Below are 24,036 nucleotides of genomic sequence, written 5' to 3' on the forward strand. Positions count from 1 at the left end.
CGTTATTTTACGTATTTCTGAAAAACGAACGCTGTCTTTGATCTGCAATCGGCAGTGATAGGACAATTAATAAAGCGTCCGGGCCAATATCTCGCGCTGGGTCTCCGGCGGCAGATTGACAAAGCGCTCGGCAAATCCGCCGACCCGCACGATCAGGTTTTGATAGTTTTCCGGATGCTGCATGGCGTTTTCCAGATCCTCGCGCGAGATCACAGTGAGCATGGCCTGGGCGCCGCCCTTTTGCCAGTAGGTCTGCAACAGGATTTTTAGTTTATCCCGATAGGTGGTCAGCATGTCCTTTGAGAATTTCATATTCTGCACCGCACCGGCGTGGTTGTCTGTGGGCGCTTTGACAATCGAGTTTAAAAATGCCGTGACCCCGTTCTGGTCCATGCCGCTCATGGGGGTATTGCCGTTGTTGAGATAATCTTTGCTCCGGCGACCGTCCGGCGAAGCCGCGGTGTTTTGTCCCAGCACCACATTGGCATCGTTGTTGATGATGACGATCAGATAGGAATGCAGACCGGTGTTTTTTTTCTGCTGCCGGGTATAATTGCAGATGTGATTGTCTATATCCATCAGCATATCATCCGCCGTGTCGTTGTCATTGCCGTATTTGGGGCAGTTTAGCATCATACGCCGTTCTCTTTCATAGCCCTCAAAGTTCTTCAGCAGCATGTTGCGCACCTGATCCAGGGTAAATAATTTACTATCATACACCAGCTCGCGCAGTGCCACCAGCGCATCCGATGTATTGGTGTTGCCGTAGGATTCCAGCGTGCCGCCCAGATAGCGGATGCCGCCGTCAAATACGGGTTTGCCACGCTCAATACAGTCGTCAAACAGCATGGAAAAATACAGAAACGGAGCGTCTTTGGCGGCATAAACGTATTCCAGCTCCTCATGCCGCGCCAGCTGATCGACGTGATATTCGATCTGTTCTTTGTAAGCATTGTACAGATCGTCAAACGCTGCAAAATCATTGTATGTTGTCAAACGTTCAGCAGGCAGGCCCATGCGTTGTCCGGTCACGGGATCGATGCCTTTGTGCAGGGTCACCAGCAGCGCCTGCAGCATGTTGATCACGGCGCTGGGGGTGCCGAAACTGCGATGGTCCAGCACATACTCGCCGCAGCCGAACTGGATGACATGTACCGCTTCTTCATAGGGAATATCAAACGCCTGCATGGCCGCCGGGATATTGACATCGTCATTGTAAAGCATGGGATAGGTATAGCCCTCGGCCAGAATGTCCAGAGCGGTCTGATAGAGCTGCGGATTTTGTCCGTCGTAAAAGCGCAGCGCCAGTTGCGGCACGATATCGCGCACGCGCCGCGAGGTTTCCATGACCGCCAGAGCCAGACGGTCGGCTTTTTTCTCATGTTCACGTCCGCGTCCGCCGATGATCATACGCTGGTCATAGCGCGAGCCGCGGTCCACCATCATGCGCCAGAGACCGGTCAAGAGTTCGAGCGCCTCTTCCCGGGTCCGGGCGCCGCTGTCAATATCCTGGACGTATAAATCACCCAGGTCATGATCGAACCGGCTGTAGTTCAGGGATCCGGAAAGGATATTGTACATGAACATCATCTGCAGTCCCTCGCGGAAATTCCCGGGTTTTTGCTGCGACAAATTGCGCAGACCGGTACCCATGTCTGAAAGCTGCTGTTGTCGTTTTGGGTTGGAGCTGTTGCGCCGCTGCGTTTCGCACATGTCCGCATAGTAAACAAACACATCGGCCAGAACATCGAGGGCTTTGAGCATGGCGGTGTAGAGTTTGACGGATTTTGCCGGGGCGCTCTGTTTCTTTTCCTCGATTTCCGCTTTTAATCCGGGAATACCGAGTCGGATCAGTTTGCTGTAATTGAGCTGCGAACCGGACATGCGCCACAGGGTAAAGGCGATCCCGGATTCACCGAAATAGTCGTCGCTGGGCAGAATGGTTTTCATGTCCGCCGGATAAGCCGCTTTGCATTGAGCGATGCTGTTTTCGGTTTTCCAGTAATGCATCAAATTCATTAGAGTACGCCGGTTTTGCGCGCTCAGCTCCGGATCATTCAGCAGATCCTGCAGGGCATGGTCCAGCATATAATAACCGAATTTGCCTTCCGGGGGCTGAGGGGAAAAGCCGATCTCGGGAAAGGTCATGCGCCCGGCAAACAGATCGTCATCCTGTATATCGCAGACCGATGGCTTTCCATTGTATATTCAGACATTCGGCTTCACGCTGCTCGATATCATGTCGGGAAAAGGATTGATACGTACGGGTAAATTGTGTATACAGGTTCACTTTATCGTTGGGGGTTAGAGAATTTTCATACATGGTATAGGCCCTCGCTTTGTTGACAGCAAATGGTGCAGCGGCTGAAAAAAGACAATATTTTGCGGTTCGGTCCAGAAACGTACGGCGGTTCAATGGTTTGTTCGGGTTTTAACCGATGTTTACGTTTTTACAGCCCAGAGACTGGAGTTGATTGACCCATTCGCGGGCTTTAGCTTTGGATACGCTTTGCGCATCCAATGGATAATGGCTGCCGGTCATATGATATTTTTTGCGGCCGTAATCGTGATACGGCATAATTTCGACCTTGCGAATGCATGTGTGTGTTTGCGACAGATCCGCAATGGCCTGAAAATGATCATCGGTGTCATTGATGCCCGGCACCATGATGCAGCGCAGCACCAGATCGGCATTGTTGGCAGCCAGAAAACTTAGATTTTCCAGTATGATTTGATTAGAGACGCCGGTGTACCTGTCATGCAAATGGTTATCTGTGAGTTTGTAATCGTATAAAAAATGATCCACCAGCGGCAGGAGAGCGGCAATCTGGTCCCGGGGCGCATAGCCGGCGGTCTCCAGGCAGGTGTTCAGACCCTCGCGTCCGGCGGCATTGAGCAGTTCCCGGGTAAACTCGAACTGGTACAGCGGATCGCCGCCGGAAAGGGTGATGCCGCCGCCGGAATTGTTGTAATAATCACGGTCCCTGAGCACGCTGTGCATAATGTCGTCCACATGCGCGCGGTATCCGTAGAGGTTCAGAGCGCCCTGCGGACACTCGCGGATACAGGCTCCGCAGGCGGTACACTGTTCATGCCGGACTTTTAGATGATCGCCGTCCCGGCGCAGAGCGCCGGGTTCACAGACCGGCGTACAGCTAAAGCACTGCCGGCACGCCCCGGCGTCATAGCCCAGCTGCGGTTCCGGGGATCGGGATTCCGGATTGCAGCACCAGACGCATTTCAGGGGACAGCCTTTGAGAAATACGGCCGTGCGGATTCCGGGACCGTCGTGCAGTGCAAACTTTTGTATGTCGAATATCATGCCTGTTTTCATCGTTCACCGTTTGGGGTTGATTGTTTTGCAGCGCCGCAGGTATTGCGGATAATCAGTTCAGGGCGTTTCAGGATCTGTTTGTTTTCGTTCAATGGCCGCGTGCCGTTTATTTTTTCAAACAGCAGCTGCGCCGCCGCGGTTCCTACCTGACGTTTCGGATACGCCATAGTGGTCAGGGGTATATCCATAAAAGAAATATTGTGCACATCGCCGAATCCGACAATGGCAACCTGATCCGGGATTGCATATTTTGCCTCGTGCAGCGCATGGTAGAGCCCCGGGAAAAAGCCGTCCGTGCTTAGAAAAAACGCGGTGGGCGGATCGCTGCTCTTCAGCAGGTCCAATGCCGGTTCGGCACAGTTGTATTGATCGTTGAGCGTGTCATAATCGCCCCGGATGATGATGTCCTGTCGCAACGGGATTCCCGCCTCTTTCAGGGCCTGTTCATAACCTTTGCGGCGATTGTTCAAAGGGGTACAGGAGGGACCGGTGATATAGGCGATGCAGCGGTGTCCCTGTTCAATTAAATGCCGCGTGGCGGTATATCCGCCGTACACATCATCACAGACCACAGAGTCGGTTGTATACTGTTGCGAGTATTTGTCAATGAGCACAAAGGGGATTTTGTAATTCAAAAGCTGTTGGATATTGTCGTCGAATCCTTGGTCCAGGGCCGGATACACAATCAGTCCGTCCACCCGGTGCTGCATGTATTTCAGCAGGTAGCGGGCTTCGCGCTGCGAATTTTCACGTGAATCGCCGAACATGATCGATATAGTCGTGCTGCTGCGCTACATCCTCGATGCCCTGCAGAATTTCGCAGATGAACGGATCGCCGAGATAATTCACCAGCACGCCCAGGGTGGCGGTTTTGCCGCGCGAAAAGCCGCGCGCATTGATATTCGGGACATAGTGGTGCTGCTCGGCAATCCGGCGGATTCTGTGTTTGGTCTCGGGACGAATGCGCGGATCGTCGTTCAGGGCCCGGGATACCGTGGTATGCGACACCCCGGTGAGCTCGGCGATTTGTTTGATGGTTATCGACATAGAATGCACACGTGAACTTTGGTTGTTAGAATTTAAGTTTTTCCGGTGAAAATGTCAAGGGATTCATGCACACGTGAACATTTATCAGTCTTTCTCGCCCTTTGGCCTCCGGGCCGGGGGCGCATGCCGGCATTGAACGACAATGAAATGTACTGGGTCATGCTCTGCATTATTTTGTATTCAACCGCTCCTGGTATTGCAGGTGTGACTGTCCGGTCATTTTGCATCTCACGCAAAGAAGCAAAGCTCGCAGAGAATTTGATAATAAATATTTCCCCCCTGTTTACTGTTTACTACCTACTTTTTTCTATCTACTATTGCAAGCTCACCAATCCCCGTCCACTCTTTCACAGAAAAACAACTCTAAACACCCAAACCAAAACCCAAATCCAGGCCGCGCTGAACGCCAGAACGGCCAGTCCAATCAGCAGGATTCCCAGTAAATAGATCGCTTTGAGTACAATCGACAGTGGATCGTACCCCAGTTTGCGCGCCGCGGTTTTGCGCGTTTTCCTGTCATTTGTGTTGCGGTAAATGTGTTTCCAGTAGGGTGTGAACACCGCATCGTCCGTCATGTGCCGGTCTGCAAAGTCAATCCATTGTTCGTCCTCCAGAACAAGCCGGGACAGCTTTTCTGCGGCTTTTGTCCGGCGCTCCTCGTCCGGGACCGTTTTTTCCACCTCTGCGTACACCGGTTCTTTGATGATAATCTGCTGGCGGTCCCGGGTGGTGGGATAAAAGGTGCCTTCGGACACGTGCATCTCTGGATTGGGTTCCAGGCGGGTTTCATAATCAACAATTTCTTTTAGCCGAACCCTTTTCGTCGCTTTTAATTCGACTTTAAGTTGATTTAAATATTGTGGAATTTCATTATGAATAGCCATCGTGACTCTATATCAAAAGCCTTTTGCATGCCTGCAAATTATGTCAATTTTTTCCCTGCGACGGTCCGTCGCCTGTAGAGAAAAAAACGGATCATGGTTACGTTTGATCCATTGTTCCAGTTGTTTGCGCAATGCATCGCGTTTATCCCTGTAACTTTTATCCCCGGCCAGATTCACCAGTTCATGAGGATCATTGTTCAAATCGTAGAGTTCCTCATCTGTCGGCTGATACAGATTGTATTTCCCATGACACCGGTTTTATGCGGATAATAACCGGTCAGCATGGACGAACGGCTCGGAGAACACTGCGGTGTGGTGCAAATCGCCTGACGAAAACGCACGCTGTGGCGGGAGAGTTCGGTCAGATGCGGCGTCCTGAAAAACGAATTGACATGCTGCATGGTTTGCCAGTGCTGCTGATCGGAGAATATGAACAGGATATTCGGCTGACGGCTGTCCGTCCGGCAGGCGGCCGATAATGCAGCGGTTCCTGCGATGGATGATTTGATAAATTGCCGGCGCGAAATGTAATGAGACATGGTATGCTGTTTTCCTTTTTCCCGAATAAAAAACAAAGTGTTGTATTATTCCAATTCCGGAGCCGTCTACTCGGGTTATGTCATTCCCTTGTAATCGTAATGCAGCCTCATATGGTCCGCTGCGATTTCATCAAATACGCGTTTCATGTGATCATCCCAGTCGGACCATCTGGGAATGGCTTTTTGCGATTTTGTATTGACCTTGCGGTTGCCCATTTTGTTCAGATAATGGCGAGTCTGTTCATCGGTAATCCCGATGAACCGAGTGATCTCGTACAGACCTTTTCGCTCCGGATCATGAAAAATATCTTCAAATTTGACTTTGAGGGTGTTGTCCAGATCCTGGAAATCTCTGTGAATGAAGCCGTCTTTTTTCTGCCATCGCCAGGCGATTTTGGCGAACCGGTCCATCTGATCCCATTGTGCGTAATAAGGATCGGATGGAAACATATCGGCACGCAGACGGGGAGAGGTGTCGGTTGTCTTGTACCAGATCCGACTGATACCCGAACGCACGTAATCGCGTCCGTCGCGAACGATATAGATGATCTTTGCATCGGGGAAAACATGCCGTAAAGGTTTGAGCAGTGAAAAATAACGGTTATTGGACTCGATATAGAGATCGAGGTTTCGCCGTTTGTGTTCCCGGCAGCGCACTCTGCGGTGCTTTTCGATTTCGCGAGCCGCGCTTTCAAATGACACCCGTCCCTGCGCATAATCCAGGGCCAGATCTAGAAAATCGGGACACGGTTCATGCAGGGACTGCACCGCGGGAAACAGATTGAAAAATTTTGCAAAAAACATAGTGCCGGTTCGGCCGGTGGAAACGATAAAGACCTTGTTGATATTGCTCCAGTCCTGTTCCGGAACCAGCTCGGCTTTTAAAAACAATGTATCGATCTCGCGAATCGAGCGGTAGAAATGTCCCGTTAACCGGATCTTGAGTGTTTTGTCGGACATTTGACTGTTTTCCTGTCTTTGGCTGTGTTTAAACTGTTACTGACCACGGGTAAAAAAAAGTGTTATAGATGCAGGATAAAACAGACCGTACTATAGTATGTACTGATATCCTCAATTTACATCCTTTTTTTCGTGCAAATGGTCGCGTTTTCTCTGGCTCAATAAACAAATATCCTTGAGATTTTGCGTGCTTTTTGCCTGCAGCCATTGTTTTTCAAAATTTTTATTCCAGGTAATCTGTGCAATGGCGGACAAGGCCTGCAGATGAAACTGGCGTTCGTCTTTTGAACCGATCAGAACAAAAACCGCTTTCACCGAATCATACGGATCGGAATAACGCACACCCTTCCTGGCGCGCATGACAAACATTTTGAAAACATGATTTCCTTCAATAATGATATGCGGAACGGCCAGAAACGGGGTCAGCGCCGTACTGGATTCTTTTTCACGTTCCTCAAGGTAATTCAGCAGCTCAACCGGTTTTAATCCGAGGTCTCCGGAAAACTGTTTAGCCATGAGTTGAAAAAGATCTTTACGGTTCATCGGTCTTTCCAGATCGATAAATGTACTGTCTTCAACCAAATGATGGAATCGGTCTGTGACAATATTGTCGCGTTTCTGCAGGATTTCTTTCAGTTCGGTTTCCAGATTGGCAGAAGATATTTTACGATTCACAATCCTTTCGATCAAATAGATCAGTGCGTACTCACTCTGATATTTTTTTCTGCCGTAAAGCAGATAAATTAACAGGCTCACGGCAATGATAAGGGCCAAACTTTCAACTGCAGCCACGCCCACTTTGAATATCAAAAAGCTGAACAACAGGATGGAAAAGATCTGGACATAGGGGTAAAACGGCACTTTAAAAGTAGGCTGATAGTTCTGCAATTGACTTTCCCGGATCACAATAACCGAGATATTGGTGAGTATATAGGAAAAGATATGATCGAAGATGCGATTTTGACCAGCAGTTCCAAGGTGAGAAAAAAGGAGCCGGTGATAAAGAGTGCGGTCAAGATAATGGATAATATCGGTGTTTTGTATGTTTTATGCACCGAGGCAAAGGTTGGCGGCAGCAGCTTGTCATGGCTGAGAGCCACGGGATATCGGGATGCCGCCATGATCCCGGCGTTGGCTGTTGAAATGAACGCCAGCGCCGCAGCTACAGAGATCATGATATAACCGCCTGTTCCCAGGAATGTCTTTGCCGAATCCGCCACAGGTGTCAAAGAACGCACCAGACCAACCGGATTTGAGGTGCCGACCACCACAATCAGCAGCAAAACATACAATCCGGTGACCACAACAATGGATGAAATGACACCGTGCGGGATCGATTTTTTGGGATTTTTCACTTCTCCGCTCAGACTGGCAATTTTCAGCAAACCGCCGAATGAGACAAAGACAAAGCCGGCGGTCAGAAAGATGGAGCCGGAACCATTCGGTGCAAAATGCGTAAAGCGGTTAATGTCGATCTGGTTGAATCCGGCAATGATGTAGGTGAGAATAATAAACAGCAGCCCAATGACAATGATAACTTCAAATTTAACAGCCGTGTCGACACCCCGTATATTGAGCAGGGTGAAGAAAGCCGTCACCGCGATCGCAGACAAGATCAGACTGAATCCGGTGATCGAAAACAATATCTCTGCTATTCCGAAAATGGCAAAAGCTGTTTTCAGGGACAGGGAGAACCAGCTGAACAATCCGATGATCATGCCGACTACCGGCCCAAAACTTCGGGTGACGAAAAAATAATCGCCGCCCGGTTTGGGCATGGCGGTGCTGAGTTCAATAATGCTTAAAACTCCGATCAACGCGGCAAGACCGGCAATCGCATAGGACAGAAACACAGCCGGACCGGCTTTTTCAAAGGCAATTCCGGGTAAAATAAAGATTCCCGAGCTGATCATGACGCCGGAAGCGATACAGAATATATCAAACGTGGATATTTGTTTTTTCAGGTTCATAATCATGTATACAGTGCGAGGTTCAGTGTCTAAAAATAAGTGTATGAAAAATATTCAGAGACTGAACAAGAGTTTTGATCATCATACCTAAAAAAATGCTTAAACATGTACCTCTGACGCAAGGCAAAGGAAAATGATCTGCAAGATTATCGCGGTTCGCGCGCCAGGAACCGGGGCTTGTTTATTCTGTATTGATCAGTTATTCAAACAAGATCGATTTGCTCTGAAATAATGACCTGTACACGCTTGTTTTTATAATAAAGAAAAGTTTTACAGATCATAGTATGACCGGAGATATAGACCGGAATTTACAACAGCCTTGAATGAAACAGGAGCATCGAATGTCGCATTCGGATTTTTCCATTATTCGTTTGGAACATTACAGCGCCGCTGTACTGGATATGGACGGTGTGATCACACAAACCATGCGTCCGCATTTTCACGCCTGGAAACGCATGTTTGACGACTATCTGCGCAGCCGGAATGTGGATTTTGAGCCGTTTACCGAGGAGGATTATTATAATGACGTGGACGGCAAGCCCCGTTATCAGGGCGCCCGCAGTTTTCTGGAATCCAGAGGCATTGACTTGAATCAGGGCCGTCCTGATGATTCGCCCGGAACAGAGACCGTCTGCGGTCTGGGAAACCGGAAAAATCATTATTTTCTGGACTATTTAAAAGAAAACGGTGCGGATCTTATGAATCCACGGTTAAATTTATCAAAGAATTCAAATCGCGGAAAATCCGTTGCTGCGATTTCATCCAGCCGTAATGCCAGGGCGGTGTTGCGGCAGCCGGCGTCATTAATCTGTTCAACGAGATCGTCGACTGGGTGGACGCCCGTGAACAATCACTTAAGGGCAAACCCGAACCGGATATTTTTCTCGAGGCCGCCCGGCGTCTCGATGTAGAGCCAAAGAATGCAATGGTTGTTGAAGATGCGCTTGCCGGTGTAGAGGCCGGCAAAGCCGGAGGATTCGGACTGGTGATCGGCATTAACCGCTCCGGCGACAATACGGAACTGAAAGACCATGGAGCAGATCTGGTGGTCAATGATTTATCGGAAATCAGGAGGACAGAACATGAATAGACAGTCGGCCGGCATCCTGCCGTCAGCGTTGCAACAAAAAGATCAGATTCTGGAACAGCTTGAAGAAAACCGTCCGGCCATTTTCCTGGACTATGACGGCACATTGACACCGATTGTTGATGATCCGGAACAGGCGTTGCTGCCGGATCAGGTCAAACAGCAGATCGAAAGACTGGCCGAACACTGGACGGTTGTCATCTTGTCCGGACGCGATTTGCAGGATGTTGTAAACATGGTCGGGATTGACAATTTAATCTACGCCGGGAGCCACGGTTTTGATATCCAGGGCCCGGACGGATCGTACCATATTGAACCGGGAAAGGAATACCTGCCGGTGCTGGAACAGGCCGAAAAGCATTTGGAGAAAAAACTAGAGAAACTAAACGGCGTACGTCTGGAGCGCAAACGTTACGCCATCGCACTTCACTACCGCGGCGCGGAGCAGGATGCCGTATCCGAACTTGAAAAGCAGGTGGATGCAGCTGTTGAAACATTTTCCGGTCTGAGAAAAACCGCCGGCAAAAAAATATTTGAACTGCGTCCGAACATCGACTGGGACAAGGGCAGAGCGTTGTTGTACTTGCTTGATGCATTGTCCATGGACGAATCCTGTACCATGCCCCTGTACATCGGTGATGATGAGACGGATGAAGACGGATTCAGGGCCCTGTCTGACCGGGGAATCGGTATTCTGGTCACAGAGGGCGATCAGGAAACCGCTGCTTCCTATACTCTGCAGGACCCGGATAAAGTCGCAGAATTCCTGTCGATACTTGAAAATCAGGCTGAAAAAGAATCTGAATTAAATATCTGGTCGTTTGCCTATACCGGATTTAAACCCGATTCGGAAAAACACCGCGAAGCCCTGTGTACGGTGGGCAATGGATATTTTGCCACACGTGGGGCCGCGCCCGAGTCATCCGCCAATGAGGTGCATTATCCCGGTACCTATGCGGCCGGAGTGTATAACCGCCTGAAAAGCACAGTATCGGGCGAGACCGTGGAGAATGAAAGTCTGGTGAATGTGCCCAACTGGCTGCCGCTCAGCTTTTGCATTGATGACGGTGAACCTTTTGAAGCGGATTCGGCGGACATCATAGAGTATCATCAGGAACTGGACCTGCAGTGCGGCATACTGGAAAGAACGGTGCGCTTTCAGGATGAGCAGGGCCGCCGCACCCGGCTTGTTCAGCGATGGTTTGTGCACATGCGCCACCGGCATGTGGGCGGACTGGAAACCACCATTGAGGCGGAGAACTGGTCCGGAACCTTGCATATCCGTTCGGCTCTTGACGGCAGAGTGGAAAACACACTTGTCGAACGTTATCGTCAGCTCAACAATCATCACCTGGAGCAGCTCGGAACCGGTGTTACTGATGACAGATTAATGTGGATTCAGGTCATGACCAATCAGTCAAAGATCCGTATTGCCGAAGCGGGACGCATCCGGCTTTTTATGGACAAAGAACGTATCGAGAAAACGGGGCGGATGATTCAGGAGCCGGGTTATATCGGTCAGGAGTTTGATGTCGATGTGAAACGCGGCAATATCCTGAGGATTGAGAAAATCATAACCTTGTACAATTCGCGCGATTCGGCTATCTCTGAATGTCTGATGCAGGCGCAGGAACATTTGCGGCATACCGATGATTTTGTCTCCCTGATGAACACCCATATCCTTGCCTGGCAGCACCTCTGGGAACGCTGGCGCGTTTCTCTGGAAATCCCGGGCCGGCGCATACAACAGGTGCTGAATCTTCATATCTTCCAACTGCTGCAGACTGTTTCCCCGAAAACCGTGGATTTGGATGCCGGGGTTCCGCCGCGCGGACTGCATGGCGAGGCTTATCGGGGATTAATTATGTGGGATGAACTGTTTATTCTGCCACTGTTGAATATGCGCATTCCCGACATTTCTCGTACGCTGTTGATGTACCGTTATCGCCGTCTGCCTCAGGCCTGCTGGGCGGCCTCGGAAGCCGGTTATCAGGGCGCCATGTATCCCTGGCAAAGCGGCAGCGACGGTCAGGAACAGGCGCAAACCCTGCACCTCAACCCGGAATCCGGCCGCTGGATTCCGGACCATACACAGCTGCAGCGGCACATCAATATCGCCGTTGCTTATAATATCTGGCAGTACTATCAGGTTACCGGCGACATGGATTTTATGTGTTTTTACGGGGCGGACATGTTCTTCAAGATTGCACGATTCTGGGCGGACAAGGCTGAATACAATGAATCAACGCACCGGTATGATATCCGAAAGGTGATGGGCCCTGACGAATTCCATGAGAAATATCCTGATGCTTCCGAACCCGGAATCGACAACAATGCTTATACCAATATCATGGCGGCCTGGGTGTTCTGGCGGGCTCTGGATTTGCTCGAGGAGCTTCCTCAAAACCGCAAACGGTTTATTATGGAAGATTTGAACCTTGAGCAGAAAGAAATTGATCACTGGGATGAACTGAGCCGAAAAATTCGGGTGGTGTTTCATGATGACGGCATCATCAGCCAATTTGAAGGCTATGGTGAACTAAAAGAGTTTGACTGGGAGGCATACAAGAAAAAACACGGAAATATTCATCGGCTGGACCGCATCCTGGAGGCTGAAGATGACAGTCCCGATCGCTACAAGGTATCCAAGCAGGCGGATGTTCTGATGCTGTTTTATTTATTGTCTGCGGATGAGCTGCGTCATCTGTTTGACCGTCTGGATCTGCCGTTCAGTTATGAAACCATTCCGAACAATATCGAATATTATCTCAAACGCACGTCACATGGGTCCACGCTCAGCAGTCTGGTGCATGCCTGGGTGCTGATGCGTTCCAAACGCGAAATGTCCTGGCGTTTGTTTCAGGATGCGCTGGAGAGTGATGTGCGAGACGTACAGGGCGGTACCACCCCGGAGGGTATTCATCTGGGCGCCATGGCCGGAACCGTTGACCTGATCACACGATGTTATTCCGGAATCGAGGCGCGCGACGGGGTGTTGTGGTTTCATCCGCGTCTTCCTTCTGAACTAAAATCATTAAAATTCGGGGTTGAATACCGCAAGACGCGAATTTTTGTGGATATCGCCAAAAATCATTTGCGATTGACCAGCGGAAACGATTCCCGGGAGACCATTAGAGTGGGTTATGACGGCACAACCCTGCTGCTAAAGCCCGGTGAGGAAAAGCAGGTGAATTTTTGATTATTGTCAAAACCATCAAGGGCAAAGGTGTGCCGAGCGTTGAAGCATCAACGCGATCATGAAAAGCCCTGGGAGAAGACGTACTCGATCAACTTGGCGGTGAGAAAGAAAAATTGACTTCAGTGCGCTGCACTCTGGCTGTGCCGGAAGACCGTCGTCCCGAACAGAACAAGCCGAAATCCTCAGGCAAAATCGAATACAATGTCGGTGATCAGGCTGCCCCCCCGCGATGCCTGGGGAACAGCACTGAAACGCATTGTTCCGAGATTCCCTGATCTGGTAGCACTGGACGGAGAGGTCAGCAATTCGACGGGGGCTGAAAAATTCCGCGACGAGTATCCAGACCGGTTTTTCGAGATGTATATTGCCGAACAAAATATGGCCGGGGCTGCAATCGGATTGAACCGGCCGCTTGTCTCGACGTTTGCCGCTTTTCTGACACGCGCTTTTGATCAAATCCGTCAGTGCCTGCGAAATATTTTCATGATTGCCGCCGTATAATGCGGCAGGTATGCCGTGTTTTCCAGCAGCACTTTTTTTACGTATATAAAATCATAATCTCTGTTTTTTCGCTCTGTCGATAGTGAACAAAAATCTCATGCTACCGGCTGGCCCATATGGTCATTTGCGTTCCAGAGTTGGAATTTTTTTCTTGTGTTGATGATTTAAGAATTTTTCAGCAAATAAACAAGGAGAAAACCGAGTTTTATATAAGAGACTGGATAAAATGATCTATAGTCGATGTATAGGATGAATTGTATTTAGATTTTACTGCTTTATATTAGAGGTTACGAGTTTTTCTCAATAAAAATATTGCGTCCTATCTGTTTTTTCCGCATATTAGTTTATTAAAGGGTTGTTTTGTTTGCACTGTTTTGCAGTAAAACGAATCCCCTGTCAAGCGGGGTTGTGGTCAAATGGATCGGAGAGTTGAAAAATATCGCCGATACGCGATAGTTTATTGAAGAGTCGTCTGTTGTTAAAATAATTTTGAGAAATCATTGGTTATACATGTAGCTGCATGATAACAAAACAAGGAGACCGTGATGAATACCTGAACGCTATGATGCGCGGTGGCTGTTTGTTGATTATTGCTGCAATGATTGGTTTACCCATGACGGCGGAAAAAACGTTTTCCCAAAGCATCGAAGCGACATTGTTCGGAAAAGCCGATTCGGTTAAACTGGCGATCACAGAGACCGGAGCTAACGTCCTGGCGCCGAAAAATTACGGCGAGGCCATAGACTATTACAATGATGCCAGAGAGGATTTTGACAAGGGCAGAAATTTAGAGGATATCCGCAAAAAGCTGCGTGCGGCTGTTAACTATTTTAAGCAGGCTGAAAAATCGGCAAAACTGGCCCGCCTGACTCTGACCAACGCCATCAAAGCCCGGGACGATGCCCTGAATGCGGATGCGCCCCATTACGCAACGGAGCTCTGGGACGATGCGGATGAGGAATTTGCCGATGCCGCCCGGGAACTGGAAAAAGGCGATGTCAAGGATGCTGAAAAACGCGGCGCCAAAGCGGAAACCCTCTTTCGCCAGGCGGAACTCAAGGCGATCAAAGCCAATTATCTCGATGAGACGCGCAAACTGATCGAAACCGCCAAAGACATAAAAGCCGAGAAAAAGGCTCCGATTACCCTGGCCAAAGCGGTTTCTCTGATCGAACAGACGGAAAAGGAGCTGGAGCAGAACCGCTATGACACCGATTATCCGCGCAGTCTGGCCCGACAGGCCAAATATGAGGCCAAGCATGCCATTTACCTGACCCGGACCATTAAAACACTGGAAGCGGAGGATAAAGAATTTGAGCATCTCCTGTTGGCTGCGGAGCAGCCCCTGATCCGGATTGCCGGGGCTATCGATCTCGTACCTGAATTTGATAACGGATACGATCAACCCACATCCCGTATTCTGGAATATATTAAAGCCATGCAGGACCGTAATACGGCACTTGCACAGGATCTTGCGGACCGCAACCAGCAGATCAGTGATCTTTCCTCCCGCATCGCCGAACTGGAAGAAAAACTGGGCGGTGTGGAAAAGGAAAAATCAGAGCTGGCCCTGCGTATCGAGGCTCAGGCGCGGGTTAAAAAACAATACAATGATGTAGAGAAAACATTTACAAAAGAAGAAGCACAGGTGCTGCGTACACCCGAAAATGAACTGGTGCTGCGGCTGCTGGGACTCAATTTTGCCTCCGGTAAATCTGAAATTGAACCGAAATATTTCAGCCTGCTGAGCAAGGTGCAGAATGCCATCAAAACCTTTGAAGGCTGTACCGTCAAAGTTGAAGGTCATACCGACTCGTTCGGCGGCGACGATTTGAATCAAAAACTGTCGCAGGAACGGGCCGAAGCGGTCAAGGCGTATCTGATGGCCAATATGGGACTGGATGACAGCCGCATCGAGGCGGTCGGTTACGGCGAAAACCGTCCCATTGCCAATAATGAAACCAGGGAAGGACGTGAAAAGAATCGACGAATCGATATTATTATTCAGCCGAAACTGTAAATGCTGATGTCATTCTGGCTTGGGCAGATATGAACTGTTGTGAAATCCGGGTGTGCTTTAAACCCGGATTTCATATATGCTATTCAATGTCAATCACGATCCAGGTCAGATCATCCTGTTGCTCTGTGCTGGGCTCCTGCCATGCTTTGAGTTTTTGCAGTAATTGAGAACCAAGCTGAGCGGGCGGACTATCGGCATGCGACTGTACGAACTTGCTCAAGTGATTTTCATCGAACAATTTCCCCGCTGCATTCTCGGCTTCGGTCAATCCATCGGTATACAGCAGGAAACGATCTCCTTTGCTGAATGAAAATGTGTGTACCGGATAATCGACATCATCGACAAAACCGAAAAGCAGACCATTGCTTTCGATAAACTCAACCTGTTGGGCCTGTGAATCCCAATAGAGCAGCGGCGGATGGCCTGCTGCCTGAAACAACCACAAGCAAAATGAATAGACCAATAAAAGTCAGTAAATTATTATAGATCATAAAGGTTTTTGCTTCACCGCTTACAAGGTACCAACTGATGCCGGTAATTGCGATGACCACTCCTGCCGAAATCATGGTTTTCATAAACACGCGCATTTTACCGCGGGTTAATTCCAGCCATGCAAGCAGGGCAAAAACAAGTATCAGATAACTGCTTGAAATTTCAAAACAGGGGAGGATGGATTGAATGAAATCTGGTAGTTGGAAGCGCACCGCAGGTGAGAGGATCAACAGGCGTAAACCATAGAGGCCACTCCAAATCGCCAGCCAGATCAGGATACGCGTCCTTTCGGCGCGTCGCATGATAGCAATCAACGCCGATGATAGACTTACCATCAGAAATAGGGTGCCAAAAATGATTTCGCCGAGGTGATAGCTAACAGGTTCGATGCTGGTCACTCCAAAGGATTGATGAAATTGTTTTAAATCTAGTATGTGATTTTTTTATAATTTGATATCTGTTTATATAGATCTGTTAAAAATTAATAATTTGTTTTGCATTATAATAGAATAAATTTTTATGATAATTGCAAGTTAATTTAAAGAATGCGATGCACCGGGTGCCTGGTAATTTTAATTTTGGCTTTATATCTGTTATTTCTGTCTTGAAATCCATCTGTTTTTTTCCGATATTTCCATTTACACAAACCTCAGGAAACAATGATGGCACAACGACTTTTAGTTTTAATGATTCTTTTTTCCGGCTGTATGTTATTGGCCAATCCGTTCACCGGGGCTTTCCTGAATGAACAGCAAAAACGCCTGCAAGCGTTGCAGAAACATGATCGGGCTACGCTGGAATCTGTTGCCGCCACGCCGGGCGGACATCCGTTATGGACATTAACTGTTGCCGCAAAAGATACCGGGCTTCCGGCTGTTGTTCTTTTCGGCAATGTCGACGGTGATGATCCGGCCTCTACTGAACTGGTTCTCGGTTTGCTGGAGCGCTGGCTGCATGATTACGATCGGGTGGACAGCATTACCCAATTTCTCGATTCTACGGTTATTTACGCCTTTCCGAATATCAATCCGGATGCGCAACAAGGGAGTTTACCGCTGAATGCCCGATCGCTGGATCTGGACCACGACGGATTCAAAGATGAAGACGCACCGGAGGATATCAACGGCGACGGCTTTATCACCCATATGCGTATACTCGATCCGGCCGGCGCCTGGATGGCCGATTCGTCCTTGTCCGGATGGATGCGAAAAGCCGATCCGGCTCGCGGCGAATACGGCGCCTGGCGGGTCTATCGCGAAGGTGTTGACAATGATGCCGATGGCCGATGGAACGAAGATTCCGAGGGCGGCGTGCATATCAACCGGAATTTTTCGTACCAGTATCCGCGATTTGAATTCGGCGCCGGCCTCGATCCCATGTCCGAGCCGGAAACGCGCGCCATTGCCGATTTTGTATTCGAACACGAAAATATTGTCGCTATGTATGCAATTACCCGGGCCGGCAATCTGGTGCAGCCCTGGTCCTCAGCCGGGGACGGGGAGCCGAATAATGTGGCGGCAGAGGATAAGCCTTATTTTGAAAGCATGGCAGACCGGTTTCAGAACATCGCCGGCAAACCGGCCTGGAACAGCGAACAATCCAGCGGCCGGCTCGATCACTGGGCCTATTTTCACGCCGGCCGCTGGTGTTTCAGTGCGCCGGTTTGGGTGCCGCGCGTTGCCGCGGATTCCGCGGATACGGGGGACTGGCCCCCGGAGAAACGGCTGTGGACCCGGATTGAGGAGCAGAACGATTCAAGCCGGTTTGTCCCCTGGCAGCCTGTTCAGCACCCGGATTTCCCGGATAAACGCGTCGAGGTCGGCGGACTAAAACCGTATGCCGATCAGCCTGACGCAGCTGACATGGATTCTCTGATTGATGTGCATCATGATTTTTTGCTCGAGTTGCGCCGACAGTTGCCGTATTTACAGGTTGAGACGCATGTGGAGCCGCTGGGCAGCGGTATATTTCGGGTGCGCCTGTGCGTGCAAAATCGCGGCGCCCTGCCCACACAGCCGCTTCCCGGCACTGATTTGCGGTGGAACCGGGACCTCACAGCGCAGCTCGAATGGGGTGAGGGCCAAATATTGCTCAGCCATGAACCGTTCATTAAACTGCCGCGCCTCGAACCCGGTGAGGCGCACGAACTGTCCTGGCTGCTGCAAGGTTCAGAGCCGGTCAGTATCACCGTCGGCAGTCCGTCCTGCGGTTTTATCAGCAAGCGCCTGTCCCTGCGGAAAGGAGGTGCAAAATGAAGCGGTTTCTGATTGTAGTTTGTTTCTTAATCCACCTGCCTTTCTGTCAGGCGCAGACCATTACCAGCGCTCTCAAAGCCATGGGCGCGCCGAACAATCCCGAGGTGGACATTGCCTGGAACCGATATTATGATTACGCTGAAATTCAGGATATCTGCCGCCAATTGGCCAAAGCGCATCCGCAGCTGGTTCAGATGTCGTTCATCGGCCGTTCCGTGCAGGGACGCGAATTGACCCTGTTGACCGTGACGAATGCAGAAACCGGCCCCGATACGCAAAAACCGGCAATGTACGTGGACGGAAATATTCATGCCAATGAAATACAGGGCAGCGAGGTGGCGCTGTACACGGCCTGGTATCTGGCGGAAAATTACGGTGAGATCGAATGGATCACGGATCTGGTGGACACCCGCACCTTTTACATTGTGCCGTCCATCAATCCGGATGCCCGCGATTATTACATTCATGAGCCCAACAGTCCGCATTCACCGCGCACCGGCCTTTTGCCGCGCGATGACGATGGTGACGGCCGTTACGACGAAGACCCGCCCGATGATCTGGACGGGGACGGCAATATTGTCATGATGCGCAAAGCCGATGCGAATGGCCGCTGGACGACCGATCCGGAGGATCCGCGCCGAATGGTGCGCGCCGAACCGGATGAAAAGGGCGAATATACACTCATCGGCTGGGAGGGCCTGGACAATGACGCTGACGGAAACGTCAATGAAGATGGACCCGGGTATTACGATCCGAATCGAAACTGGGGCATCGACTGGCAGCCGGAATCGGTTCAGAACGGCGCGGACCAGTATCCGTTTTCGATTCCGGAGAAACCGGGTGGTGGCTGAACTTGTGCGCGCGCATCCGAATATCGGCGCCGGACAGAGCTATCACAATGCCGGCGGTATGATTCTGCGCGGTCCCGGAAATCCGGATGCGGAGCTGTATCACCCGGATGATGCCGCGCGCTTTGATCATATCGCCGAGATCGGCAAGGCGCAGCTGCCGCATTACCGCTATCTCGTTGTCGGAAAAGACATGTACACCGTTTACGGGGGAGAACTGGACTGGTTTTACGGCGCCCGCGGCATTTTTATGTTTACCAATGAATTGTGGTCCTCGTTTGATTATTTTCGCGAGCAGGGCAGGGGAAGCGGCTGGTTCGGCCGACAGGAGGATGTGTATAAATTTGATGAATTGCTGCTGTTCGGCGAGGGCATTATCGACTGGAAACCGGTTGTGCACCCGCAGTACGGCGATATTGAAATCGGCGGTATCCGTAAAAACTGGACGCGCACCGCACCGTCCTTTCTGATCGAGGATATGTGTCATCGCAACATGGCGTTCACCCTGTTTCACGCCTATCACCTGCCGGAGATTGCTGTGGATTCGGTACAGGTGCAGCCGATCGGCCAGTCACTGCTGCAGATCGATGTGGTGATCCGCAACGACCGTATGCTGCCGACCCGCTCTGCGCGTGAAGTGCAGCATCAATTCACCCGACCCGACTGGGTGACGCTCAACGGTGCAGATGTGGTTGCCGGTTTTGTGGTCACCGATCCGTTGCATGATCGCGCTGTCGAACAGAAATATCATCCGCAGCGCATGCATGTGCAAACCGTTCCCGGTATGGGGACGGTGCAGGTGCGCTGGCTGGTGCGATCCGCTCAGAATGTTACGGTGAGTTTCGATTCACATCGCGGGGGACACATCGAGCGAGCGATAGAGTTGCGCTGATTAAAAGTGTGAATCGCTGATAAAATGACAGAGGGTGTGCGTTTGAATGAAATTTGATGCCCGGTTCTTGATCGCTTACAGGATGTGGATAACCGGAATTGCATACAATACGCTGCCAATTACGAACAAAACAAGCAGAATCCACGAAAACAGTCTGTGTAAGGTAAAAAACACAATCTGTTGCACCGCGCGCAACAGCCAGAACAGACTGATCCCTGCTAATAAAGCTGATCCCAAATCTGTTGTAAGCAACTCTAAAGTGTGAAACAGGGACAGGTAAGCAAACAAAAAGAAAACAAACGTCAGACACAGATTCAATATCTGCATGATATTGCGGTTGATAACCGTCAGCGAGGTCCTGTTTCCAGCCGAATAAATTCCAGAACAGGAGATGAAACACACCAAAGGCTATATGAAAAATACTTCCGATGATGATCAACAGGTTATTCATGGTGATTGTCTTTTCCGGTTTCGAAAGTCAACAATGAATGAAATACTGTATCGATATCTCAACTGCGTGAGAAATAATGCGGAGGCTGTCACCTGCGCATGTTATCTACTTACCTTTTCAAAGGTGTATATTCGAAATTTTTAAAAACTACCCTGCCGTCACCAATGGAACACAGTCCGATTCTCAGACTCAAAAATCCGCTTAGAACGTTATGATGAAATCCGGACATTTCGAGCGAGTTTTTAATTTTAATCCAGGTGTCTCCGTCAACACTGTAATACATATCTACGATATTGTTTCGAGTTGACAAGACGAAGATAAGCATGATTTTCAATGACATTTGTTTCAGTCGGAAACTGCCAGCCGCGCAGATTGGCCAGAATATTGTTCGGATCAGCCAGGATGCCGGAACAGGCGTCGTTGTTATAAAACAGCACCAATCCGCCGACGGCGTCGCCTGTGATCCTCAATTCCACCTGTGCCATATAGGAATGATGCGACGGCACGCAGAGCAGGGGAGAGCTGTTTGCAACCGATTGCCCTTTTCCCTTTATCATCAAATTCTGGTTTGCCACTTGAAACCGATCGGTGTCATACTCGCCAAAGAATTTCCAGTGCGGTCTCAGGATTGCTCCTGAAAAATCGTCACTCAGGGAAAATGCCTGTTCGGACGCTTGTCCGGCCGGGCGCTGGATGGGCTGGTCAATCTGAATGCTGTCCGGTATTTTATACCAGCCGTCGTCGGTCCATTCGATGGGTGCCAGCAGGGTCTGTCGTCCCATGTTATAGTGATCTTTTTCATATCCATGAAAAATCATCCACCAGCTTTCATCCTTTGCTTTGAACAGGGTCCCGTGTCCGACAGACCACCACCTGTCCAACCGATCCTCTGCTCTCGCAATAGGGTTATAGGGCGAATTTTCCCAGGGACCGAGAGGCGACCGGGAGCGCGCTGAAATGACCATATGGCCGGTCGGCGGACCTGATGTTCCGCCTTCAGCCACGGTCAGATAATAATACTCTCCGCGTTTGATCAGTTTGGGGCCTTCCAGACAGAAACATTCAATCGTCCATCGTATTTCACCAGATCCGGCGCCCACACCGAACCCACGTATTTGTGCAGTGCATTGGCAACCGAGAGTCCAGTTGATCAGATCTCTGGAATGCCAGATTAACAGTCCGGGATAATATTCGAACGAGGAATGCACCACATAGTAATCGTCCCCGTCCCGCAAAATGCTCGGATCCGGGTAATCTCCCGGAAAAATGGGGTTCATAAATGTACTGTTATTGATCTGAGCCGGTTCGGTTTGATATTGCGCATGTGCTGAAAAGCAGATCAGAATAACGCATGCGAGCAGAATTTGTTTTTTCATGATAATTTCCTTTGCTAGAGTAGTTTTTTGTCAAGCGCAGTATCTTTTCAGCTTGTGCATTCGCGAATGTGATTTTGCCTTGATGATCTAATAGTATAATGCCAATCGGACTGGCGTGCATGACTCGGTCCAGCAATTGCTGTAAACCAGGTTCGCGCAATGATGGATTAAAGGGAATTTTCTTTAGCTCTTGTCCGCCCAGCGCGGTGAAACAACCACGCCGATCCGAAAAAAAGGGCGGCAAAGAATCCATTCAGGATCGATGTTTTCAACGGCTGCGTGGCGGCAAAGCCGGCGGCCAACGTGATGACGGAGACGATGAGGTGAGCGAGCGCTGTTGCGAACAACGCCCGGGCCATCCCGCGCGGGTGAAAACGCGCGAACAGGACGCCGATCATTCCGACGGCGAGTACTCCGAAATACATCAAGTTGGCATCGTTATGTTCGGCTCCGATGATCCCAACCGCTCCGTTGATCCATAGCAGCAAGACCGCGGCCGCAAGCGCCGCCGCAGCACCGGCTCGATACGCGGCGTTGACCGTTTTTCTTACAGCGAGCTCGAACGGGATACCAAAACCGAGAATAAGCGCCCCGATTAGTATAAAGTCTCTTGCCGTCCAGTTCACATTATCAGATATCTGCATGGCCAACAGAGGCAGCAGCAGAATGAGCCCCGCGACCGTCCAGGCCGCCATTCGCAAGCGGCTCCCGCCGCGACCCTCTCTGTTTTCTGTATTGTTCGCCAAGGTCTTGTTTGTGTTCATCGCGCCTCTATAAAAGTCATGCTTTGCACAGATGGATATGAGAGCAGGAAAGAGTTTAATAAATTACAATTCTATATCCATACAACACTTTTTATATTTTTTGCCACTGCCGCATGGACAGGGATCGTTGCGTCCTATTTCTTCGCCCGGCTTTTTAATTGTTGAGGCGTAATTCTTGAGCCGATAATATTTATATAAATTTTTCATCAAATTATATCTCGCTTTAAACAATTCCCTTGTTTCATATTCATTTGAAAGTGTTTTCATGATTATTGAAGATCGTATGGGCAAACCGGCCTGTTCCTGCAGGCGCCATTTGTTTTCTCTGATATTATAAATTATATACATTTCCTCTCTTTCTTCTTCCATAAATGGAAATAGCATTTTGTTTCTCTGGTATCGAGAAATAAACAAATGTATATCGTTACAATTACAGTCGCTGCGAACACAATACATATCTTTTATCTTGAGTGCGACATCGTTGACATCAATTTGAAGGATCGGCCAGTAAGGCAGAACTTCATTGAACGCAATTAACAATCCCTCATTTTCAATTTCATGGCTTGGATACTGAATATCCAGGGATGATAAATCAGCTTGTTCTGTATAATAGTTTTTCCGTTCAAGATACAGTTCACTCAAAAATAGCCAATCATCAGCACTAAACTCATTGATTATTTCATGAAAACCGTTTTCGTTCTGATGGTTATCACTGTCTTTGGCAATCTCCATATTTAAAAGATCCAATTTGATGTCTTTTTGTTTTATTTTTTTGTCATTCATTTGATCTATAGAGAGATTGATGGCGCAACAGGTACATAACGGATTCGTACAAACGCTATAGTCCGCTGCAAAAAACCGGGAAGCGTCTTTGTATTCTATCCTGTTTATTGATTGTAGTTTGATCATAAATTCCCGAAAATAAATGGTTTAAGAATTGCTGTAGTTGTTGGTTTGTGTAACTTTATATTCATATTCGGCCCGATTGCGTGTCATTTCCCGCAGCACCGTTTGTACTTTTTTCCGCTATTGCAGGGACACGGCTCATTGCGTCCGGTGCCGGGATACTTTTTACCTTCCGGGGATGCCGCCGTGGGCGACTGCGCATCCAGCCCCGACATGCCGGGAAACATCTTGTGATGCAACGAGATCATGGGAGTGATAATCGGCTTTTGGAAAGAAGCAAACTCGGCATCGTCCATTTTGAGCTCGCGACGCAGTTGGGTGAGCATCTCTTCTCGCTTTGACTCGGGCGATAACGCTAGATTCCAGCACATCTGAGAGATTGACAGCGCTATTTGCATCTGCTCATAGGAACCGTCCGTTTCCTCAAGCAGGGGTTGCGCGTACTTTAACATCGATTCTGCTATGACTCCCATACCACTTTTCTCCTCTTGTCTGGTCGAATTGTTAGTTA

General features: G+C 49.5%; 24 protein-coding genes and 1 pseudogene. 8 read left to right on the forward strand and 17 right to left on the reverse strand.

The genetic code is table 11. The annotated features are described in order from the left end of the window. Positions 1-66 precede the first annotated feature (66 nt). From U5R06_00390 to U5R06_00440, 11 genes are all read right to left on the reverse strand, one after another. Positions 67-2,148 (reverse strand): pyruvate formate lyase family protein, encoded by a 2,082-nt coding sequence (locus U5R06_00390; protein ID MDZ7721303.1) that lies wholly within the window; start codon positions 2,146-2,148, stop codon positions 67-69. 19 nt (positions 2,149-2,167) lie between these two features. Continuing rightward, positions 2,168-2,323, reverse strand: a complete 156-nt coding sequence (locus tag U5R06_00395) for a hypothetical protein (protein ID MDZ7721304.1) — start codon at positions 2,321-2,323, stop codon at positions 2,168-2,170. A gap of 108 nt (positions 2,324-2,431) precedes the next feature. Continuing rightward, a complete protein-coding gene (locus U5R06_00400; protein MDZ7721305.1) occupies positions 2,432-3,334 on the reverse strand; it encodes a glycyl-radical enzyme activating protein in 903 nt (300 codons plus the stop codon). Continuing rightward, positions 3,331-4,101 carry a substrate-binding domain-containing protein gene (locus tag U5R06_00405; GenBank protein MDZ7721306.1) on the reverse strand — a complete coding sequence of 257 codons (771 nt, stop codon included), beginning with the start codon at positions 4,099-4,101 and terminating at the stop codon, positions 3,331-3,333. Before U5R06_00405 ends, U5R06_00400 begins: the two co-directional genes overlap by 4 nt. Beyond that, on the reverse strand, positions 4,082-4,381 hold the full coding sequence (locus U5R06_00410; GenBank protein ID MDZ7721307.1) for a LacI family DNA-binding transcriptional regulator: 300 nt from the start codon (positions 4,379-4,381) through the stop codon (positions 4,082-4,084). The genes U5R06_00405 and U5R06_00410 overlap by 20 nt, the downstream gene beginning before the upstream one ends. Before the next feature lie 347 nt (positions 4,382-4,728). Then, positions 4,729-5,265: a hypothetical protein gene (locus U5R06_00415; protein MDZ7721308.1), complete on the reverse strand. Its 537-nt coding sequence runs from the start codon at positions 5,263-5,265 to the stop codon at positions 4,729-4,731. Positions 5,266-5,277: 12 nt separating this feature from the next. Continuing rightward, on the reverse strand, positions 5,278-5,466 hold the full coding sequence (locus tag U5R06_00420) for a hypothetical protein (protein MDZ7721309.1): 189 nt from the start codon (positions 5,464-5,466) through the stop codon (positions 5,278-5,280). Then, positions 5,463-5,804, reverse strand: coding sequence for a sulfatase-like hydrolase/transferase (locus U5R06_00425; GenBank protein ID MDZ7721310.1), 342 nt, complete (start codon positions 5,802-5,804; stop codon positions 5,463-5,465). The genes U5R06_00420 and U5R06_00425 overlap by 4 nt, the downstream gene beginning before the upstream one ends. A gap of 75 nt (positions 5,805-5,879) precedes the next feature. Further along, the gene (locus tag U5R06_00430) at positions 5,880-6,764 is read right to left on the reverse strand and encodes a sulfotransferase (GenBank protein MDZ7721311.1); all 885 of its coding nucleotides are present in this window, start codon (positions 6,762-6,764) and stop codon (positions 5,880-5,882) included. Positions 6,765-6,875: 111 nt separating this feature from the next. Further along, entirely contained in the window at positions 6,876-7,652 is a 777-nt protein-coding gene (locus tag U5R06_00435) for a PTS sugar transporter subunit IIA (protein ID MDZ7721312.1), read from the reverse strand. A gap of 14 nt (positions 7,653-7,666) precedes the next feature. After that, entirely contained in the window at positions 7,667-8,734 is a 1,068-nt protein-coding gene (locus tag U5R06_00440; GenBank protein ID MDZ7721313.1) for an APC family permease, read from the reverse strand. A gap of 341 nt (positions 8,735-9,075) precedes the next feature. Here U5R06_00440 and U5R06_00445 point away from each other — a divergent pair, with 341 nt between their 5' ends. The 5 genes from U5R06_00445 (at position 9,076) to U5R06_00465 (ending at position 15,541) form a co-directional block, all read left to right on the forward strand. Then, on the forward strand, positions 9,076-9,645 hold the full coding sequence (locus U5R06_00445; protein ID MDZ7721314.1) for a hypothetical protein: 570 nt from the start codon (positions 9,076-9,078) through the stop codon (positions 9,643-9,645). Next, positions 9,567-9,824, forward strand: a complete 258-nt coding sequence (locus U5R06_00450) for an HAD-IA family hydrolase (protein ID MDZ7721315.1) — start codon at positions 9,567-9,569, stop codon at positions 9,822-9,824. Before U5R06_00445 ends, U5R06_00450 begins: the two co-directional genes overlap by 79 nt. After that, positions 9,817-13,020 carry a trehalose-phosphatase gene (gene otsB / locus U5R06_00455; protein MDZ7721316.1) on the forward strand — a complete coding sequence of 1,068 codons (3,204 nt, stop codon included), beginning with the start codon at positions 9,817-9,819 and terminating at the stop codon, positions 13,018-13,020. Before U5R06_00450 ends, otsB begins: the two co-directional genes overlap by 8 nt. 201 nt (positions 13,021-13,221) lie before the next feature. Next, positions 13,222-13,521: a hypothetical protein gene (locus U5R06_00460; GenBank protein ID MDZ7721317.1), complete on the forward strand. Its 300-nt coding sequence runs from the start codon at positions 13,222-13,224 to the stop codon at positions 13,519-13,521. 520 nt (positions 13,522-14,041) lie between these two features. Further along, positions 14,042-15,541 (forward strand): OmpA family protein, encoded by a 1,500-nt coding sequence (locus U5R06_00465; protein ID MDZ7721318.1) that lies wholly within the window; start codon positions 14,042-14,044, stop codon positions 15,539-15,541. 79 nt (positions 15,542-15,620) lie between these two features. Here the strand turns inward: U5R06_00465 and U5R06_00470 are convergent, their stop codons facing one another. Beyond that, entirely contained in the window at positions 15,621-15,980 is a 360-nt protein-coding gene (locus U5R06_00470) for a PP2C family protein-serine/threonine phosphatase (protein ID MDZ7721319.1), read from the reverse strand. Beyond that, complete coding sequence (locus tag U5R06_00475; protein MDZ7721320.1) at positions 15,919-16,431, reverse strand: hypothetical protein; 513 nt, start codon at positions 16,429-16,431, stop codon at positions 15,919-15,921. Before U5R06_00475 ends, U5R06_00470 begins: the two co-directional genes overlap by 62 nt. 261 nt (positions 16,432-16,692) lie before the next feature. Between U5R06_00475 and U5R06_00480 the strand changes: the two genes are divergently transcribed. From U5R06_00480 to U5R06_00490, 3 genes are read left to right on the forward strand one after another with little or no spacing between them, the layout of a single operon-like run. Then, on the forward strand, positions 16,693-18,288 hold the full coding sequence (locus U5R06_00480; protein MDZ7721321.1) for a M14 family metallopeptidase: 1,596 nt from the start codon (positions 16,693-16,695) through the stop codon (positions 18,286-18,288). Then, a complete protein-coding gene (locus U5R06_00485) occupies positions 18,285-19,139 on the forward strand; it encodes a M14 family metallopeptidase (GenBank protein ID MDZ7721322.1) in 855 nt (284 codons plus the stop codon). The genes U5R06_00480 and U5R06_00485 overlap by 4 nt, the downstream gene beginning before the upstream one ends. Next, a complete protein-coding gene (locus U5R06_00490; protein ID MDZ7721323.1) occupies positions 19,129-20,028 on the forward strand; it encodes a hypothetical protein in 900 nt (299 codons plus the stop codon). The genes U5R06_00485 and U5R06_00490 overlap by 11 nt, the downstream gene beginning before the upstream one ends. Before the next feature lie 717 nt (positions 20,029-20,745). Here the strand turns inward: U5R06_00490 and U5R06_00495 are convergent. The 4 genes and pseudogenes from U5R06_00495 to U5R06_00510 all read right to left on the reverse strand — a co-directional run bounded on the left by U5R06_00495 (position 20,746) and on the right by U5R06_00510 (position 23,746). Further along, a complete protein-coding gene (locus U5R06_00495) occupies positions 20,746-21,855 on the reverse strand; it encodes a family 43 glycosylhydrolase (GenBank protein MDZ7721324.1) in 1,110 nt (369 codons plus the stop codon). A 167-nt stretch (positions 21,856-22,022) separates the two neighbouring features. Beyond that, on the reverse strand, positions 22,023-22,619 hold the full coding sequence (locus U5R06_00500; protein ID MDZ7721325.1) for a hypothetical protein: 597 nt from the start codon (positions 22,617-22,619) through the stop codon (positions 22,023-22,025). A gap of 63 nt (positions 22,620-22,682) precedes the next feature. After that, positions 22,683-23,402 (reverse strand): SEC-C metal-binding domain-containing protein, encoded by a 720-nt coding sequence (locus U5R06_00505; protein ID MDZ7721326.1) that lies wholly within the window; start codon positions 23,400-23,402, stop codon positions 22,683-22,685. A 209-nt stretch (positions 23,403-23,611) separates the two neighbouring features. Further along, a pseudogene (locus U5R06_00510) lies at positions 23,612-23,746 on the reverse strand (SEC-C metal-binding domain-containing protein). Positions 23,747-24,036 lie beyond the last annotated feature (290 nt).

Source organism: candidate division KSB1 bacterium (assembly GCA_034521575.1).
Taxonomy (GTDB): domain Bacteria; phylum Zhuqueibacterota; class Zhuqueibacteria; order Residuimicrobiales; family Krinioviventaceae; genus JAXHMJ01.

Excerpts from the sequence above, each read along its gene's own strand:
- U5R06_00390 (MDZ7721303.1), bottom strand. The coding sequence starts at position 2,148 with ATGACCTTTCCCGAGATCGGCTTTTCCCCTCAGCCCCCGGAAGGCAAA.
- U5R06_00395 (MDZ7721304.1), bottom strand. The coding sequence starts at position 2,323 with ATGTATGAAAATTCTCTAACCCCCAACGATAAAGTGAACCTGTATACA.
- U5R06_00400 (MDZ7721305.1), bottom strand. The coding sequence starts at position 3,334 with ATGAAAACAGGCATGATATTCGACATACAAAAGTTTGCACTGCACGAC.
- U5R06_00405 (MDZ7721306.1), bottom strand. The coding sequence starts at position 4,101 with ATGTTCGGCGATTCACGTGAAAATTCGCAGCGCGAAGCCCGCTACCTG.
- U5R06_00410 (MDZ7721307.1), bottom strand. The coding sequence starts at position 4,381 with ATGTCGATAACCATCAAACAAATCGCCGAGCTCACCGGGGTGTCGCAT.
- U5R06_00415 (MDZ7721308.1), bottom strand. The coding sequence starts at position 5,265 with ATGGCTATTCATAATGAAATTCCACAATATTTAAATCAACTTAAAGTC.
- U5R06_00425 (MDZ7721310.1), bottom strand. The coding sequence starts at position 5,804 with ATGTCTCATTACATTTCGCGCCGGCAATTTATCAAATCATCCATCGCA.
- U5R06_00430 (MDZ7721311.1), bottom strand. The coding sequence starts at position 6,764 with ATGTCCGACAAAACACTCAAGATCCGGTTAACGGGACATTTCTACCGC.
- U5R06_00440 (MDZ7721313.1), bottom strand. The coding sequence starts at position 8,734 with ATGAACCTGAAAAAACAAATATCCACGTTTGATATATTCTGTATCGCT.
- U5R06_00445 (MDZ7721314.1), top strand. The coding sequence starts at position 9,076 with ATGTCGCATTCGGATTTTTCCATTATTCGTTTGGAACATTACAGCGCC.
- otsB (MDZ7721316.1), top strand. The coding sequence starts at position 9,817 with ATGAATAGACAGTCGGCCGGCATCCTGCCGTCAGCGTTGCAACAAAAA.
- U5R06_00460 (MDZ7721317.1), top strand. The coding sequence starts at position 13,222 with ATGTCGGTGATCAGGCTGCCCCCCCGCGATGCCTGGGGAACAGCACTG.
- U5R06_00465 (MDZ7721318.1), top strand. The coding sequence starts at position 14,042 with ATGATAACAAAACAAGGAGACCGTGATGAATACCTGAACGCTATGATG.
- U5R06_00480 (MDZ7721321.1), top strand. The coding sequence starts at position 16,693 with ATGATGGCACAACGACTTTTAGTTTTAATGATTCTTTTTTCCGGCTGT.
- U5R06_00485 (MDZ7721322.1), top strand. The coding sequence starts at position 18,285 with ATGAAGCGGTTTCTGATTGTAGTTTGTTTCTTAATCCACCTGCCTTTC.
- U5R06_00495 (MDZ7721324.1), bottom strand. The coding sequence starts at position 21,855 with ATGAAAAAACAAATTCTGCTCGCATGCGTTATTCTGATCTGCTTTTCA.
- U5R06_00500 (MDZ7721325.1), bottom strand. The coding sequence starts at position 22,619 with ATGAACACAAACAAGACCTTGGCGAACAATACAGAAAACAGAGAGGGT.
- U5R06_00505 (MDZ7721326.1), bottom strand. The coding sequence starts at position 23,402 with ATGAATGACAAAAAAATAAAACAAAAAGACATCAAATTGGATCTTTTA.